A 15316-nucleotide genomic window follows, 5' to 3' on the forward strand; every position below is an offset into this window, starting at 1 on the left:
CAACGTGATTATCACTTTTAAATTCATATCATATTTAAATCGTGAGTATATGCACATACTTTTAATTCAAGTTCTAGAAGTTAACTACATATTTTGTTAAAATAAACAGGTATTGAAAAAAAGATAAAAAAATAGGAGACTAGTTATGAAAACAACGATTAAACAAGCAAAACAACATCTTAACCAAGAAGTGACAATCGGTGCTTGGTTAACTAACAAACGTTCTAGTGGTAAAATTGCGTTTTTACAATTACGTGATGGAACTGGATTTATGCAAGGTGTCGTAGTTAAATCTGAAGTAGACGAAGACGTTTTTAACTTATCTAAAGAGATTACACAAGAGTCTTCTTTATATGTAACAGGTACGATCACAGAGGATAATCGTTCAGACTTAGGTTATGAAATGCAAGTTAAATCGATTGAAGTCATTCATGAAGCACATGATTATCCAATCACACCAAAGAATCATGGTACAGAGTTCTTAATGGATCATCGTCACTTATGGTTACGTTCTAAAAAGCAACATGCAGTGATGAAAATTAGAAATGAAATCATTAGAGCAACATATGAATTCTTTAATGAAAATGGTTTTACAAAAATTGATCCACCTATTTTAACAGCGAGTGCACCAGAAGGTACAAGTGAATTATTCCATACAAAATATTTTGATGAAGATGCCTTCTTATCACAAAGTGGACAATTATATATGGAAGCTGCAGCAATGGCACATGGCCGTGTATTTTCATTTGGACCGACATTCCGAGCTGAAAAATCAAAAACAAGACGTCATTTAATTGAATTCTGGATGATTGAACCAGAAATGGCGTTTACTGAACATGCAGAAAGCTTAGAAGTACAAGAACAATATGTAGCACATGTTGTTCAATCAGTTCTAAAAAATTGTCAATTAGAGCTTAAAGCATTAGATCGTGACACTTCTAAATTAGAAAAAGTAGCAGCACCATTCCCAAGAATTACGTATGATGATGCTGTTAAGTTTTTAAAAGAAGAAGGTTTCGACGACATAGAGTGGGGCGAAGATTTCGGAGCACCACATGAAACAGCCATCGCAAATCATTATGATTTACCAGTATTTATTACAAATTATCCAACTAAAATTAAGCCGTTCTATATGCAACCAAATCCAGATAATGAAGATACTGTATTATGTGCTGATTTAATCGCACCTGAAGGTTACGGTGAAATTATTGGTGGTTCAGAACGTATTAATGATTTAGAGTTATTAGAACAACGTATTAATGAACACGAATTAGATCCTGAAGCTTATAGTTATTACCTAGATTTACGTCGCTACGGTAGCGTGCCTCACAGTGGTTTTGGTCTTGGATTAGAACGAACTGTTGCTTGGATCTCTGGTGTAGAACACGTGCGAGAAACATCACCATTCCCACGTTTATTAAATCGTTTATACCCATAACATTGAATGAATTCAATTTAGATAGATACTACACTTACTAAGCCTGGGACATAGCATCATGTCACAGGCTAGATTTTTATATTAGTTATAGCTTTTTTTCTTTATTACATATAATGATGGGAGGGGTAAGATGGATAAATTTCAATTAAAAACAAGACCTGTCGTTATTCGCCGAGAATTGCTTGATCATTACAGTGAATTAGGATTAGATGAACAAGACTTAATTATATTAATCAAGCTTATCTATGCATCTGAAACGTCAAACAAGCAACCATCGATTGAATTATTACAAAAAGGGTCTAATATGCAACCACGTGAAGTAACAGCTGTTATCCAAAATTTAATTCAACGTGAGCTATTAGAATTGAATGTTAATAAAGATGAAGAAGGACGCTTCACTGAATATATGAATTTAGATCCTTTTTATGAGAAGTTAAGTCAATTACTCAAAAAAGAAACAATAGATACCAATGTACAAAGTGATAAAGAAAAGTTTAAAACTTTATTCCAAATGATTGAGCAAACGTTTGCGAGACCTTTATCACCATATGAAATTGAAACATTAAATCAATGGATCGACGTTGATCAACACGATATTGATATTATTCAAGCAGCACTAGATGAAGCTAATAGTCAGAACAAGTTGAGCTTTAAGTACATGGATCGCATATTATTAAATTGGAAGAAGAATAATGTTAAAACTATCGATGATTCAAAAGAAATTCGTAAACAATTTAATAAACCTAAGATGAAACATACAGTTAAAAAGGTGCCTAAATTCGATTGGTTAAATGGAGAGAAATCAGATGATAAGTAAGAAAAAAGCATTAGAAATGATCGATGTCATAGCAGATATGTTCCCAGATGCAGAATGCGAGCTGAGACATGACAATGCATTCGAACTCACAATTGCTGTGCTTTTATCAGCACAATGTACGGATATATTAGTCAATAAAGTAACTAAATCATTGTTTGCCAAATATAAAACACCCGAAGACTATTTGAATGTCAGTGATGAAGAATTACAAAGCGATATTAAATCGATAGGCTTATATAGAAATAAAGCTAAAAATATTAAAAAATTATGTCAATCATTATTAGACAAGTTTGATGGTGAAATTCCACAAACACATCAAGAATTAGAAAGTCTAGCAGGTGTAGGTCGTAAAACTGCGAATGTTGTAATGAGTGTTGCATTTAATGAGCCTTCACTCGCTGTAGATACGCATGTAGAACGGGTATCTAAACGATTAGGTATTAATCGTTGGAAAGATAATGTGAGACAAGTAGAAGATAGACTTTGCTCTGTTATACCTAAAGAACGATGGAACAAAAGTCACCATCAACTCATTTTCTTCGGAAGATATCATTGCTTAGCTCGTAAGCCTAAATGCGATATTTGTCCTTTATTCAATGATTGCAGAGAAGGTCAGAAACGATATAAAGCAAGTTTGAAAGAAGCGTGAAATAAATGATTGAAAAACAAGATTTTGAGGATTTAGAACAACAACTTGATACATTAGCAAGTCAAAAAAAGTTAAATTCATCAGAAGCTAAACCTTTACTTGATCATTATTTTGAATTGATTATAGATTATTTTAAACAAATTAATGAGATTAGTGATTTTGACTTAACTTTATTAGATAACTATCCAGTCGTGCCAATGAACTTTTCAGAGCGTTATCAATATATGCAAGCTCGAAAATATCATTTTATGGGATATAGACAAATGAAAACATTAAAATCAGAACTCATTAAAATGAATGCCTCATATCAAATTCGAAAAAAGAGAAAATAAATAGTTAGAAATAGTTTATAAAAACTCGCTAATCAGACATATCTGTTATTAGCGAGTTTATTTTTGTATACTGGAACATAAAAAAAGCACAAACCTTGTTGTAAGGTTTGTGCTTTTCGTCTATGCGTTATGATACTTTATTGTTAAATATCGCATTGAAACTAAATAGACGAGTTAAGGCATTGCCACTTTGTTGTTGTGAGCTAGTACCTTGTTGTTGTGAACTGCCATTTGAACTGTTTGATGAACCATTAGAACCGTTTGTGTTACTACTGTTAGATGATGACGAATCACTGTCGCCATGTGTACTCTTATTAGTAGTATCGTTGTCAGGGTGACCACTAACAGATAATGATTCTGGATCGCTACCTTCAACTGAGCTTGGTTTTTCAAAGTCTTTACCATCTCTAGAAGAAATGTCTGACATAACTTCTTCGAATAGGTATTGTGGATATTCTTGTTCTGAATGTCCAACGAATGAGTTAGTACCGTATTCTTTAACTTTGTTGAAGCCCATCCACACTGACATAGTGTATTGAGGTGAGAATCCGTTAATCCAAACGTCTTTGGCTGCATTATCAGGTAAGTTATATTGACTGTAAATTTCAGCACCATAAGTACCTGTACCTGTTTTAGCACCCATGTTAACGCCAGATACACCGTGTCCATAAGCAGAACCGTAAGCTTTGAAAGTACCTTTAAGCATTTCAGCTAACATGTATGCTGTAGAATCTTTCATTGCTTTATGGCTTGTATGATCATATTCAATCGTATCGCCATCATGAGTGACAACTTTTTGAATTGAATGTGCATTGTTATACGTACCGCCATTAGCAATTGCAGCAAACGCTGATGCTAATTGAGTAGGTGAGAATTCAGATGAAGAACCACCTAATACTTCAGAAGGTCCAATTTTACCATCGTAATCTAAACCAACTTTAGATGCGAATTTCTTAGGCGCATCATTACCGGCACTTTCTTTTGTTTGTTGCCATGCTTTTAAGGCTGGAATATTGAAACTTTGACGTAAAGCATCATAGATGTTTACTGTACCATGACTCTTAGTATCATAGTTTCGGAATGTAGATCCGTCGACTTGATATGAAGATTCATCTTGAAGTGCATGGTTTGTTGCCCAATGCATGTTTTCAATAGCTGGACCATAAGCTAAGAATGGTTTTAGTGATGAACCAGTAGGGTGAGCATCTGTAGCTTGGTTTCTGTCAACAACGTCTTTATAATTACGTCCACCAGAAATGGCTACTAAACCACCAGTTTTACTATCTAAGATAGTTGCACCAACTTGTTGGTCATCATTTTTGTAGAAGCTACCATTATTAATCTTATCTTGAAGCGTTTGTTGAACGTCTTTATCCATATTAGTATAGATTTTAATACCGCTTTGAAGAACGTTACCTAAGTTTTCATCTTTGAAGTGTTTGTTATTCATTAATTCTGATTTAACAAAGTTCACATAAGATGCTAATTCAGGATCTTTTTCTTCAGTCGTATTTTGACGTTCTTTATCAGTTCTTTGAACTAAATTAGCTTTAAGATCGATTTTCTTAGCTTTTGCATATTCTTTGTCGCTAATTCTGTGATGCATATGCATTAAGTATAGCACTGTATCTTTACGACTCTCAGCTTCTTTAGGATGATCATAAATATTATAATTATTAGGTACTTGTGGTAAACCAGCTAAGTAAGCTTCTTCAGCTAAGTTTAAGTCTTTAAGGTCTTTATTAAAGTAGTACTTAGCAGCCGCTTTAACACCAGTTACACCATCAGAGTAGTAAATCTTATTCAAGTAAACTTGGAAGATTTCATCTTTACTATACTCTTGCTCTAATCGGTAAGAAAGGTAAGCTTCTTGCGCTTTACGACCGATAGATTTTTGTTGAGACAAGAATGCATCTTTAACAACTTGTTGCGTTAAAGTTGAAGCACCTTGTGCACCAAATCCACCAGTTAAGTTTTTCCCAACTGCACCGAACAGACGTTTATAGTCTAAAGCACCGTGATCATAGAAGCGATTATCTTCAGTAGCTAATACGGCATCTTTCATACCTTGAGGTACATCTTTGAGATTGACATGTTCATGACGTTGACCATAATCTAACGTCTTGACTAAGTCACCATTTTTATCATAAATCTTAGCAGGAATTGGATCCTCTAACTTAGATTCTGTAAAAGCAGGTGCTTTCCATGCATAATATGCAAATAGTAAGATACCGAGCAACAATAGAACAATAAAGGCAATAAACATAAAGCCAATAATCTTAATAATCGTTCTCTTCACATTTCTATTCTTTTTTTCGTCGGACTTCCCATTATTGCCATTATTTTTAGGCTGAGAAGACCCTTTGTTTTCCGTCATACGCGGTCCTCACTTTCATCTAATATCAACTTATCAACTGCTTTGAGGTAATTCAATCTAGGTTGATACTGATAAGGAATATGGTAACCATTTTTTCGTATTTCATCAACTGTTATTGATTTTTTAATATCCTTTTGATATCTATTCCAAAAGAATTCAAATTTAGAATAAGGTAATAGATATACTTCATCAAGTGATTTAAATCTTATCATTAAAAAAACAATACCGTGTTGTTGGTATGTGTTTCTCATATGATCCACTTGATGATCATGAATATTATTCAAAGGGAAGGATGTTTTATTCTTCGTTTCCTTTGCTTCAAAATCAATATAATAGCCATTATAGACACCATTATAATCAGTTGTTGAAGGCGTACGAAAATAAGCTTCATTTATCACAGCTTTACTCCGTTTGGGATAATGAACATTCACTATCTGAACAGGAGTAGGTTTCTTGTGAATGACTGCGATGCCACGTTTTAAATAAAAAGCATTAGAATGCTCAATATCTTTTTCAAGTGACATACCTCGTCCGCCATACTCAATACTACTTGAATTTGACGTCGATTTGCGTCCGTCCAAAGACTTATTTTCTTTGTATGGTTGACCATTAGGATAATTCATATATTTCACCACACAAGCTTGGTAGTAAACTGCAATTATTATACACAACAATTTACGATTTACCAAACTTTTATAAAATTAATGTATATTTAACTAACCAAAAATACATCAAACCTTATTTTAACGTGCTTTCATCAAATAAACAATAAAAACAATCACATTTATCTTCACGTATATATACTATTTTTCTACCATTTTAATGATGTGACATTAATGAGTTAATGCGAAAAACATAAAAAAATATATTTTGATAGTATATTATGTCTAGTACTTATTGTATAACCCTATGTATGACGCTTTAAAAACATTATGGTAAATTAGTAATGTAGGAGGCAATTGAATGCTAGATACTATTCGACAGTTAATAGAAGAAGTCAATTATATGAATGACACTTACGAACAAGTTAGAAAACATGACGAAGATAAAGACTTCCACAAAGTAGTTGAACCTTATGTCCGTCATATAGATTCTCAATTAAAACAATTAAAAACATATGAACAATCACTGATTGATACGACTTATATGAATAAACCAAAACTAGATTTATTAATTAAAAATATTGAAGAACTTTCCGTTGAATGCCATTTTAAACGAACAAGTAGAAAACTTTTCACTGAAAAAATAAAAGCGGTACAATATGATTTGAACAATATTTTAAATAAACATGTTTAAAGAGGGAAATTATGGTTAAAACTGTTTATATCACAGGGTATAAATCTTATGAATTAAATATTTTTAAAGATGATGCACCTGAAGTTTACTATTTAAAAGAATTTATTAAACATAAAATTGAACAATTATTAGATGAAGGATTAGAATGGGTTTTAATTCAAGGTCAGATGGGAATTGAATTATGGTCAGCAGAAGTTGTGATTGAATTAAAAGAAACATATCCTGAGCTTAAACTAGGTGTTATTACACCCTTTGAAGGTCATACAACAAAATGGAACGAACAAAATCAAACGAAATACATAAATATTATTAATCATGCAGATTTCATAGAAAGTGTATTTCATTCAGAGTATCAAGGACCATTCCAATTCAAACAAGCTGACCAATTTATGTTAGACCATACTGATCAAACTTTATTAATATATGATGAGGAACAAGAGGCTAGCCCTAAATTCTTCAAATCGATGTTAGTTGATTTTATGGAAAAAACAAACTATACTTGTGATATTGTGACGTTTGATGAACTCACTGAATTCATCAACGACTTGCAGTGGTCTCAAGATCAAAGTTTCGAATGAGGTGGAAAAAATGTCAGATGTTTCATTAAAATTATCAGCGAAAGATATTTATGAAAAAGATTTTGAAAAAACTATGGCTCGTGGCTATAGAAGAGAAGAAGTAGATGCTTTTTTAGATGATATTATTACAGATTATCAAAAAATGGCAGACATGAATAACGAAGTTGTAAAACTTTCAGAAGAAAACCACAAACTGAAAAAAGAACTTGAAGAATTAAGATTACGCGTAGCGACAACTAGACCACAAGAGAATAAAAACTTTTCTTCAAATGGTTCTAACAATGCATCATCAAATAATGTTGATATTTTAAAACGTATTTCTAATTTAGAAAAAGCAGTATTTGGGAAATAATAAATGAAAAGGTTGAGACAATCCGTGTGATATATGCCAATGAGTTATATCGCAAAACTTATAAGTCTTGTGACACATATACTTTTTATTAATGAAGGTGATGTCATCTTACTTGAAAAAGCTTTGTCTCAACCTTTTTTTATGTTATACTCTCAAAGGTGATATTTTGGGTAATCGCTATAGTGATATAGAGGAAAGTCCATGCTCACACAGTCTGAGATGGCTGTAGTGTTCGTGCTTGATGAAACAATAAATCAAGGCATTAATTTGACGGCAATGAAATAACCTAAGTCTAAGGATACGGTTAGAATAGTTTGAAAGTGCCACAGTGACGTAGCTTTTATAGAAATATAAAAGGTGGAACGCGGTAAACCCCTCGAGTGAGCAATCCAAATTAGGTAGGAGCACTTGTTTAGCGGAATTCAACGTATAAACGAGACACATGCATATATTTGTTATGTGTAGACAGATGGTTACCACCAACGTACCAGTGTAACTAGTGCACGTGATGAGTACAATGGAACAGAACATGGCTTACAGAAATATCACCACTAGTTTAGCTCTCCCATTAAACGGAGAGCTTTTTTAATGTCAATAAACATTATTCATTTATATATATGATTAAATTTTAAATCTAACTCTGTTAGAATAAACATAAAGAAATCAATCCAAAAGGAGAACAACGCATGTTTCAATTATTAGCAGTATGTCCAATGGGGCTTGAATCGATCGTAGCCAAAGAAATTCAAGAACTAGGTTATGAAACACAAGTAGAAAATGGACGTATCTTTTTTGAAGGTGACGAAAATGCCATCGTCAAATGTAACTTATGGTTACGTACCGCAGACCGTGTCAAAATCGTCATGGGACAATTTAAAGCAACTACGTTCGATGAATTATTTGAAAAAACAAAAGCATTACCTTGGGAGTCAATCATCGACCAACAAGGGAACTTTCCAGTCCAAGGTCGCAGTGTTAAATCCACCTTATATAGTGTGCCAGATTGCCAAGCCATTACTAAGAAAGCAATCGTAGAACGTCTTAAACATGCTTATAATGAAAAAGGATGGCTCAACGAATCGGGAGCAAAATATCCAGTAGAAGTATCAATTTTAAAAGATAAAGTACTACTTACTATTGATACATCCGGTTCAGGGTTAAATCGACGTGGCTATCGTTTAGCACAAGGGGAAGCACCTATCAAAGAAACATTAGCTGCTAGTTTGATTAAATTAGCCAATTGGACGGGTGATACGCCACTAATCGATCCATTCTGTGGTTCAGGAACGATTGCGATTGAAGCATGTCTCATCGCACAAAATATTGCTCCAGGATTCAATAGAGATTTTGTATCTGAAGAATGGAATATCATGCCACCAAATATTTATGACGATATGCGAGACGAAGCTGATAAACACGCGAATTATGATAGAGAAATTCAAGTATATGCCTCAGATATCGACCCAGAAATGGTTGAAATCGCTAAACGAAATGCAGAAGAAGTTGGCTTAGCGGACATCATTCAATTCAGTGTAAAAGATGTAAATACATTAACTATTGATACTGAAGAACCAATAGCATTAATCGGTAATCCACCATATGGTGAACGTATTGGTGATAGAGATGAAGTAGAAGAAATGTACCGATATATTGGTACATTAATGAAACAACACGATTATTTATCAACTTATATCCTAACAAGTAATAAAGAGTACGAGCATTTAGTTAACAAAAAGGCGACAAAACGCCGTAAGTTGTTTAATGGTTATATTGAATGTACGTACTATCAATATTGGGGTAAAAAACCTCAAACCAAAAAAGAATCATAGTTCATAAAATCAAATCAATTCATTAGCACTCTCAATTCAACTGTAGTAAGGTTGGATTAAGAGTGTTTTAATTTAAATTACTTTTATAATTAATAAATATAATAATCATTATTATTGAGAGGAGTAATTAATATGAAGAATGTTTTAATTATTGGGGCAAACGGACGTGTGGCTATCGAAGCAACTAAAATTTTCTTAGAGAATTCAAACTTCAATGTGAACCTGTTCTTAAGAAATGCGCATCGTATCCCTGATTATGCATCAAACAGAGTAACAGTATTTGAAGGTGATGCTAAGAACCAACAAGATTTAGAACAAGCATTAGACAATATAGATATTGTTTTTACTGGTACCTCTGGCTCATTAAATCGTCATGCTGAAACGATAGTTAAAGCTATGGACGCAAAAGGGATTAAAAGATTAATTTTAATTGCTGCACCAGGTATTTATGATGAGTTACCTGAAGCATTCAATGAATGGAATAAACAACAATTTGGAGATAAGTTAGACTTATACCGTCAAGCAGCAGATACAATCGAGCAATCCGACTTAGATTATACAATCATTAGACCGGGTTGGTTAACAGATAAAAATGAAAATATATATGAAATTAGCACTAAAGAAGGGGACTTCGAGGGTACAGAAGTATCAAGAAAAAGTGTCGCTAATTTAGCTGTACAAATTGCGAAGCACCCAGAATTACATTCAAAAGAGAATATCGGTGTATTTAAGCCAGGAACTGAAGGTACCAAACCCTCATGGTTTGAATAATCCTGTCTAAAATTCATAGGTTTTAAACGATATATATGATAATATTTTAAGTAATATCATAATCTATGATAACTGACTTATTTAGAAGAGGTTATGACAACGTCACTTACATTAAAATTTTGTATAGAATTTTAAATCACATTGTCTTAATCTCTTCTTTTTTATTGACTGAACTAAAGGGGATTAATACGCATGACACATACAGAACAATTAGACATTTTATATAAATTAAAAAAAGAAGTTGAAAAATCAAATAACACTGCTTTACTAAATACAATTAATCAGGTAATTAAAAAGGTATATAAAAACCAATTTACAATGTCCTTTGTTGGGCACTTTTCAGCTGGTAAATCAACATTGATCAACTTGTTATTAGAGCAAGATATTTTACCAAGTTCTCCAGTACCTACAACTAGTAATACAGCAATCGTATCAGTTTCTGATACAGAAGATATCATCGCAAACTTACCAAACCAACAATATACAAAATTAAAAACATACGATGAAGTTAAACAAATGAATCGTCAAAATATAGATGTTGAATCTGTAGAGATTAACTTCCAATCCGATAAATTTGATAAAGGCTTTACATTCCAGGATACACCTGGTGTTGACTCTAATGTCGCAACACATCAAACAACAACTGAACAATTCATGTATACGAGTAACGTTTTATTTTATACCGTTGACTATAATCACGTGCAATCTGCACTTAATTTTCAATTTATGAAAAGAATTAATGAAGTAGGCATTCCAGTTGTATTCATCATTAACCAAATCGACAAACATAATGATGATGAACTATCATTTGATACATTCAAATCTAGAGTTGAGAAATCTATTAATGAATGGGACATCGATTTACAACATATATATTATGTATCAAAATTCGATCATCCTGAAAACCAAATTGATGACTTATCTGAATACCTCTTATATTTAGATAAGAATAGAGAACCAATGGAAACGTATGTTGAACGAACGGTATCTTTTATTACAGATGCTCAACTTTCATACATTCAAAATGAAATGCAAAGTATACTTGAATACCTCAACATCGAAGAAGATGAGTTTGAACAAGCTTATTTAAATTTCCAACAAACACAAGCTGTTTCAGAAGAAGCACAACTTTTAAATGATAAAGATAAATTAAAAGCATATCTTAAACAAAAACGTAAAGATATATTAGAAAATGCCTATATTATGACACATGATATGCGCGAACAACTGCGTTCTTATCTAGAAAGTAAGGCAACTGACTTTAAAGTAGGTGGTCTCTTTAATAAAGCTAAAAAGAAAGAGGAAGCACAAACGGAGCGTTTAGATAAAGCAATCAGTATGCTACAAGAAAAGATTAACACTCAAATACGTCAACCTATGCGTGAAGACATGTCATTTTTAACGCGCTTTATCAATCAAAAAAATATAAACGAACATATACTCAACCAATCCTATGATATTCCAAATGATTTAGTTTCATCACTGTATCAACCACAAACAACCATCAGCAATACTTATGTATTAACATTTTCAGATGAAGTTGTTAAAGCAATCAATCAATTTGTTGAACGTCAATCGAATCCATTATTTGAAAAAGCTATCCAACACGTACAAGCTAATGAGATTGAAAGCGAAGATAATGAAACATCAGATGAATATCAACGTTACTTACAATTAAATAACTTAAAAGAATCTATCACAACACGCAATTATCAACATTACTATATCCATTTGGAAGATTCTTTAGATAAATTAACTGGACGCACTGAAGCCAATTTCACGATTAAAGAAGAAAACGATACAACACAACATCAGCATCGTGATCAAATTCAAGCCAGTGATGACACAGTGAGTCGTTCACAAGTAGACATTGAAAAAGCATTAAATATCATCGAAGATATTCCATTATTCGAACGTACACAAACAGATATTAAACAAACACTAACGCGTTTAGATCAACAAATAACAAAAATAGGTGTATTTGGGACATTTAGTGCTGGTAAGAGTAGTTTAATTAATGCTTTATTAGGTGATAATTACTTAGTTAGCTCGCCAAATCCGACAACAGCAGCCACTACAGAACTGACATACGGGGAAAGTAGTAGCATAACATTAAAATCATCTAAACAATTACTCGATGAGATTAACCAATTGCTAGAGTTCTTTAATCAGTCATTTTCGTCTTTAGATGAATTTATGAATAGCGATATTTCTCAATTGAAATCAAAACTAGAAAAAAATCAACTTGCCTTTATTTCAGCAGTAGAAAAGCATTACGACATGTATATCAATATGTTAGAAGAAGGGGAAGTACATCATATTTCACAAGAAGATGTCAAAAAATGGTCTGCCGAAGATGAATATGCAACTTTCGTAAAAACAGTACATTTACAAGTACCTGTTGAATGGCTTAAAGGCAAAATTGTTGTCGATTCACTTGGTTTACATTCCAATAACCAGCGTCATACTAATGAAACTGAACAAATCCTCACTTCATCTGACTTAATTTTATATGTCAGTTATTTCAATCACTCTTTTACTGATAACGACAAAGCTTTCATTGAACATATGAAAGATATGAATCAGTTAAATGAAAATCAAGCATTCAAAATGATTATTAATGCTGTCGATTTAGCTGAAAGTGATGAAGATCTTAATGCCGTTAAAGATTATGTTGCCGACGCACTAAACCAAGTACAATTGCAATCTGAAGTGTTTGGTGTGTCTAGTCGAGAAGCATTAAAATCTAGTGATGAAGGTATGAATCAATTAAAAGAAAGCATTCAACATTTCGTCGATGTTGAATCTAAAACGATACTCGAACAACAAATGATTCACCAACTTCAACAAATTGATCAGTCATATCAAGAGATGATTTCAGAATTTGAAACCAATAAAGATGACATCGCGAAACGTCAACGTAAATTAGAAACATACAAAGACAAACATAGACTAGAAAACCAATTAATTGCTACTACGACTCAACATACAAATAATGAAGTTGAAGAACAAGTCTATCATTTAAATCAAAGATTAAAGCTTCAGTTAATGGATGATATTAAGTCTGTTTATAATAGTCAAATGACACAAAATAGTGATTTCAACGCTGAAAAGAAAAACTCAACTAAAATTTATTTAGATCAAATTCATCAAAGAATGTTCTTAGAGCAATCATTAATCACTGAAAGAATTAAGAAGTATTTTAATCAGCAATTAGACGAACAAGTTGCACCTGTCTTACAACAGTTAAGTCAATTGCATATTATTGTACATCCACGTTTCAATTTACAACCTGATGTTGTTGATCAACCATTACTTCATATCGATTTAAACGATATGATGGCTGAATTACCTAAACAATTAACGAAACGTAAAATTTTAAATGCGAATGCTCAAAAGGATATTCATGAAATGATTTGTCAAAGTACATTAGAACTACTTCAACCTAACTTTAGTCGCTTAAGACAACAACTTGAAACTTATGTTGAGCAAATGTCTGATGAAGCAGAACAACAATTTAATAGTATTGAAGACAATATTCAAAGTCAGATTAATGAATTATTATCATTTGAATTAGATGAATCATTAATTTCACAACTTAAAGATAAGCACCAACAACTTGAAGCAATTATATATTAAGAAAGAAGGACAATCGAAATGCCTAATAAAGTATTACTCGTTGATGGCATGGCTTTATTATTTAGACATTTTTTCGCAACGAGTCTCCATAATCAATTTATGTACAATTCAAAAGGCGTGCCAACTAACGGTATTCAGGGGTTTGTACGTCATATCTTTTCAGCTATCCATGAAATCCAACCCACACATGTAGCTGTTTGTTGGGATATGGGGCAATCAACCTTCAGAAATGACATGTTTGAAGGTTATAAACAAAATCGCTCAGCACCACCAGAAGAGCTCATTCCACAATTTGATTATGTTAAAGAGATATCTGAACAATTTGGTTTTGTTAATATTGGTGTGACTAATTATGAAGCCGATGATGTGATTGGTACATTAGCACAAACTTATTCCGTTGATAATGATGTCTATATTATTACCGGAGATAGAGATTTGTTACAATGTATCAATGAAAATGTTGAAGTATGGCTCATTAAGAAAGGCTTTAACATATATAATCGATATACCTTAAATCGATTTAATGAAGAGTATGAATTAGCACCGCAACAACTCATTGATATCAAAGCGTTTATGGGTGATACAGCCGATGGTTATGCAGGTGTTAAAGGTATAGGTGAGAAAACTGCGATAAAATTAATTCAACAATATGGCAGTGTGGAAGGGGTCATTGAACAAATTGATGCCTTAACACCAGGTCAAAGGAAGAAAATTAATGACAATATGAATGAATTACATTTATCGAAGCGATTAGCTGAGATTCATACAAATGTGCCCATCGATAGTGAACAATTGTTCCAAGATATGTCTTTTGCCACAACATTGAACCATATCTTATCTATATGTAATGAACATGAGCTATATGTTTCCGGTAAATATATATCAAGTCATTTATAAAATCATAAACATAACGACTCGTACGATTATCTAATTAAAGATAAAAATACGAGTCGTTTTTATTTTATTATCTCATTATTTTAAAATCATTATAATTTATCACATATTCAATTATACTTATATAAAATTTTATGATATTATTAAATGGAACGTAAATAAATTGTTCAACATTATGTTGTGATGTATGCCGATTTGTCTGTTTTTTATCATTTATTTGGTAAATCATAGCATTTATGATGAATCATCATTTATCAAATCCTAACTATAATTAACAGACCTGTATACTTATCACAACTACAACATCAGAGACACAACAACAAGATAAGGAGTGAACAATAGCT

At 32.4% G+C, this 15316-nt stretch carries 13 protein-coding genes and 1 other RNA gene; 12 read left to right on the forward strand and 2 right to left on the reverse strand.

The features are described from left to right. Nucleotides 1-145 precede the first annotated feature (145 nt). The 4 genes from asnS to ACZ267_RS03260 all read left to right on the forward strand — a co-directional run bounded on the left by asnS (nucleotide 146) and on the right by ACZ267_RS03260 (nucleotide 3236). Entirely contained in the window at nucleotides 146-1438 is a 1293-nt protein-coding gene (asnS, locus tag ACZ267_RS03245; protein ID WP_002451151.1) for an asparagine--tRNA ligase, read from the forward strand. A 130-nt stretch (nucleotides 1439-1568) separates the two neighbouring features. Further along, the gene (locus ACZ267_RS03250) at nucleotides 1569-2255 is read left to right on the forward strand and encodes a DnaD domain-containing protein (RefSeq protein WP_002466615.1); all 687 of its coding nucleotides are present in this window, start codon (nucleotides 1569-1571) and stop codon (nucleotides 2253-2255) included. After that, nucleotides 2245-2904 carry an endonuclease III gene (gene nth / locus ACZ267_RS03255; RefSeq protein WP_002466632.1) on the forward strand — a complete coding sequence of 220 codons (660 nt, stop codon included), beginning with the start codon at nucleotides 2245-2247 and terminating at the stop codon, nucleotides 2902-2904. The genes ACZ267_RS03250 and nth overlap by 11 nt, the downstream gene beginning before the upstream one ends. A 5-nt stretch (nucleotides 2905-2909) precedes the next feature. Continuing rightward, complete coding sequence (locus ACZ267_RS03260) at nucleotides 2910-3236, forward strand: YpoC family protein (RefSeq protein ID WP_002466604.1); 327 nt, start codon at nucleotides 2910-2912, stop codon at nucleotides 3234-3236. A 127-nt stretch (nucleotides 3237-3363) separates the two neighbouring features. Here the strand turns inward: ACZ267_RS03260 and ACZ267_RS03265 are convergent, their stop codons facing one another. Then, nucleotides 3364-5613: a transglycosylase domain-containing protein gene (locus ACZ267_RS03265; protein WP_047210821.1), complete on the reverse strand. Its 2250-nt coding sequence runs from the start codon at nucleotides 5611-5613 to the stop codon at nucleotides 3364-3366. Next, nucleotides 5610-6236: a Holliday junction resolvase RecU gene (recU, locus tag ACZ267_RS03270; RefSeq protein ID WP_002466620.1), complete on the reverse strand. Its 627-nt coding sequence runs from the start codon at nucleotides 6234-6236 to the stop codon at nucleotides 5610-5612. Before recU ends, ACZ267_RS03265 begins: the two co-directional genes overlap by 4 nt. 340 nt (nucleotides 6237-6576) lie before the next feature. Between recU and ACZ267_RS03275 the strand changes: the two genes are divergently transcribed. The 8 genes from ACZ267_RS03275 to ACZ267_RS03310 all read left to right on the forward strand — a co-directional run bounded on the left by ACZ267_RS03275 (nucleotide 6577) and on the right by ACZ267_RS03310 (nucleotide 14975). Continuing rightward, nucleotides 6577-6909, forward strand: coding sequence for a DUF1798 family protein (locus ACZ267_RS03275; RefSeq protein ID WP_002466611.1), 333 nt, complete (start codon nucleotides 6577-6579; stop codon nucleotides 6907-6909). Between the two features lie 11 nt (nucleotides 6910-6920). Continuing rightward, a complete protein-coding gene (locus tag ACZ267_RS03280; RefSeq protein ID WP_002466629.1) occupies nucleotides 6921-7487 on the forward strand; it encodes an SLOG family protein in 567 nt (188 codons plus the stop codon). A 10-nt stretch (nucleotides 7488-7497) separates the two neighbouring features. Next, nucleotides 7498-7839 (forward strand): cell division regulator GpsB, encoded by a 342-nt coding sequence (gpsB, locus tag ACZ267_RS03285; RefSeq protein ID WP_002451159.1) that lies wholly within the window; start codon nucleotides 7498-7500, stop codon nucleotides 7837-7839. A gap of 162 nt (nucleotides 7840-8001) precedes the next feature. Then, nucleotides 8002-8381, forward strand: an RNA gene (gene rnpB, locus ACZ267_RS03290) — RNase P RNA component class B. Between the two features lie 144 nt (nucleotides 8382-8525). Next, nucleotides 8526-9668, forward strand: a complete 1143-nt coding sequence (locus ACZ267_RS03295) for a THUMP domain-containing class I SAM-dependent RNA methyltransferase (RefSeq protein WP_002466622.1) — start codon at nucleotides 8526-8528, stop codon at nucleotides 9666-9668. Nucleotides 9669-9800: 132 nt separating this feature from the next. After that, nucleotides 9801-10439 carry an SDR family oxidoreductase gene (locus ACZ267_RS03300; RefSeq protein WP_002466628.1) on the forward strand — a complete coding sequence of 213 codons (639 nt, stop codon included), beginning with the start codon at nucleotides 9801-9803 and terminating at the stop codon, nucleotides 10437-10439. Nucleotides 10440-10631: 192 nt separating this feature from the next. Beyond that, nucleotides 10632-14078 (forward strand): dynamin family protein, encoded by a 3447-nt coding sequence (locus ACZ267_RS03305; protein WP_002466601.1) that lies wholly within the window; start codon nucleotides 10632-10634, stop codon nucleotides 14076-14078. Nucleotides 14079-14096: 18 nt separating this feature from the next. Continuing rightward, complete coding sequence (locus ACZ267_RS03310) at nucleotides 14097-14975, forward strand: 5'-3' exonuclease (protein ID WP_002466627.1); 879 nt, start codon at nucleotides 14097-14099, stop codon at nucleotides 14973-14975. Nucleotides 14976-15316: the final 341 nt, after the last annotated feature.

The sequence above is a fragment of the Staphylococcus sp. AC872 genome, assembly GCF_979255425.1.